Origin of the sequence: Caballeronia arationis (assembly GCF_001544975.2) — a bacterium.
GTDB classification, from domain to species: domain Bacteria; phylum Pseudomonadota; class Gammaproteobacteria; order Burkholderiales; family Burkholderiaceae; genus Caballeronia; species Caballeronia arationis.
In genome coordinates, this window is sequence record NZ_FCOG02000369.1 from 1 (window position 1) to 2185 (window position 2185).

At 62.6% G+C, this 2185-nt stretch carries 3 protein-coding genes; 1 reads left to right on the plus strand and 2 read right to left on the minus strand.

Features of this window, described 5'->3' with window-relative positions:
- On the plus strand, window positions 1–486 hold a 486-nt coding region (locus tag AWB81_RS42270; RefSeq protein WP_062644479.1), incomplete at its 5' end, for a FlhC family transcriptional regulator.
- Here the strand turns inward: AWB81_RS42270 and AWB81_RS42275 are convergent.
- Window positions 408–1886, minus strand: a complete 1479-nt coding sequence (locus AWB81_RS42275) for a 3'-5' exonuclease (RefSeq protein ID WP_062644481.1) — start codon at window positions 1884–1886, stop codon at window positions 408–410. The two genes, AWB81_RS42270 and AWB81_RS42275, sit on opposite strands and share 79 nt — an antisense overlap.
- Before the next feature lie 71 nt (window positions 1887–1957).
- On the minus strand, window positions 1958–2185 hold a 228-nt coding region (locus tag AWB81_RS48065; RefSeq protein ID WP_062644483.1), incomplete at its 5' end, for a hypothetical protein.

Below are 2185 nucleotides of genomic sequence, written 5' to 3' on the forward strand. Positions count from 1 at the left end.
ATGCTCCCGTTCTCGGAGGACTGGTATCTGACGTGGGCGCCGAACATCCATACGTCGATGTTTGCCAACGTCTATGCGTTTCTTGAAACGTACAGCGACGGCCTTGATCGAGTTGACTTGCTGACTCGCGCGTACGGGCTCTATGCAGAGCATTTCCAGATGCAAGGCGAACTGCTGCAAATGGATTTGACGCGTGCCTGGACGTTTATCCGCTTCAGGGACGCCGGGATCCTTCGTCTTGCGGGCTGCACACGCTGCCGCGGCAAGTTCGTCGCCCACGCGCATGAGCCGTCCCACTCAATGGTCTGTGGCATTTGCCGGCCGCCGTCCCGCGCAGGCAAGACCAAGGCGGCCGGCCAAAGCAGCGCTCGAGCGCAGTGTGGCATTGGCACAGGCGGCCTGACCGCCTATCCGCGTGCCGCCTTTGGCACGTTAAAGAGCCGCAGCAACTCATCGCGCACATCCGAGATGTCGAGCACGTGCTGAGCGCGCGTGAGCGCCACGTACAGCAGCCGCATCTCGTCCTCATCTAACGTCAGCCGACCGTCGACCATCTTGAAGCGGAAGTCATTGACGATCCGCACGCGTTTCCATTCGAGTCCCTTCGCCCGGTGGATGGTCGAAATGACGTAGTCGGCTTGGCCCTCGGGCGTCTGACGCTGAGCGAGCGCCCGCAAGTAGTCGGTGCCGCGATCGTCGACGATCTCGACCACCGGCAGCAGGTCGCGGCCAACTGCGCTGCGCGCGAAGGCTTGCGCTTCTTTCCAGTTTTCGAACAGCGACAGCGCGGTTGGTCGGAAAGCCCGCCTTCCGTTGCGCAACTGATCCGCGCCGTCCGCAAAGGCGATGATCTCACTGGGGTTCATGCGAAGCGCCGGCCGATGCCCCATTTCCAAGCCCGCTGCGAACTGCCAGATTGCGGTGGCGTTTTTGCGGCAAAGCACTGCGTCCACGGGCGGCTGCACTGACGGATCTTCGACCATGATCGAGCCGATGCTCGCCTGGCCTCGGATCGGGGTGGTCTCTCCAAGGAGCGCAAGCACGCAGCTCGCGAGTCCCGCGAAGGTCGGCCCGAAACGAAACGATTCAGTCAGCGGCCGCTCCGGCGCTTCGATCTGCGCCATCGCGTTGACCGCACCGCGCCACTCGTAGATTTGCTGATAGGGGTCGCCCACGTAGATCGTCTGCGCGTGCCGTTGTCGGGAGAGGACAGACAGCATGATGCCGTCGCTGTCCTGCGCCTCATCGAACAAGATAAAGTCCGCGTTGATACGCGGATTCGATTGCGCCCATACTTTCAAGTACACGTCCGGCTGTATCGCCTTCAGCCCGCGCGGGTTCACGCTCTCCGCCCACAGACGCGCAATGCTGGGCGCGAGCTGCTCGCGCAGCCAGTCGGCGGCATCATCGCGAATCTTTTCGTCGACCGGGATGTGGAACGGCTGCGGCGTGTCGTCGGCGGACCGGCAGAAGCGGCCGAGACCGTCTGCGATCATCCGGCCGATCTCGAAGGGCGCGACCTCCGCGTTCTTTCCCGTGATGGTCGGCACTTCGATGGGGCCGAAGCCATATCGGGCGGCCAGTTCGTGCGGTGGCTCGGACGGCACATTGATACGTGCGGTCAGCCATGCGGGCGCGCTTGCATAGGCCAGCGAGTGCACCGTGCGGGCTGAGACGTTAGCCGGAAAGCCGCGTCGCGCTGAGTCCGCGATCTCCTTGTTGAAGGCCAGATAGCTACCGCGCTGGCCAGTGAGCTGCTGAGCGACGAGCCGAAGCGTCGAAGTCTTACCTGCGCCCGCATACGCTTTGACTTTCAGATCGCCGCCGCCTTTCGCGGCTTCGACGACGGCTTCCTGTTCTGCCGTCGGTTTATATGCATTGTCCACCGATCGCCCTTCAACGAAAAGAAGCAGTGTGCCGCAAGTCGGACTGACGGGCAGCGCAGTGGTCGCGGCGGCTACTTCCGTCCGTCCGCTACGAAGCGGGGTGGAAAGACAAGACGGCCCAAGTCATCGCGCTGGAGCGGAACGTCAGGATTGTCCAGCATATTTTCGACGTCCTCCACCTCTGGCAACGGCGGCCACGGCCAAGCTTTAGTCGCCCATGCGGGAATCTCGGCCTGACGAACGAAGCCGAACTCCTCTGGCTCGTCCCATATCGAATCGAATGTCTCGTTGAGGATTTG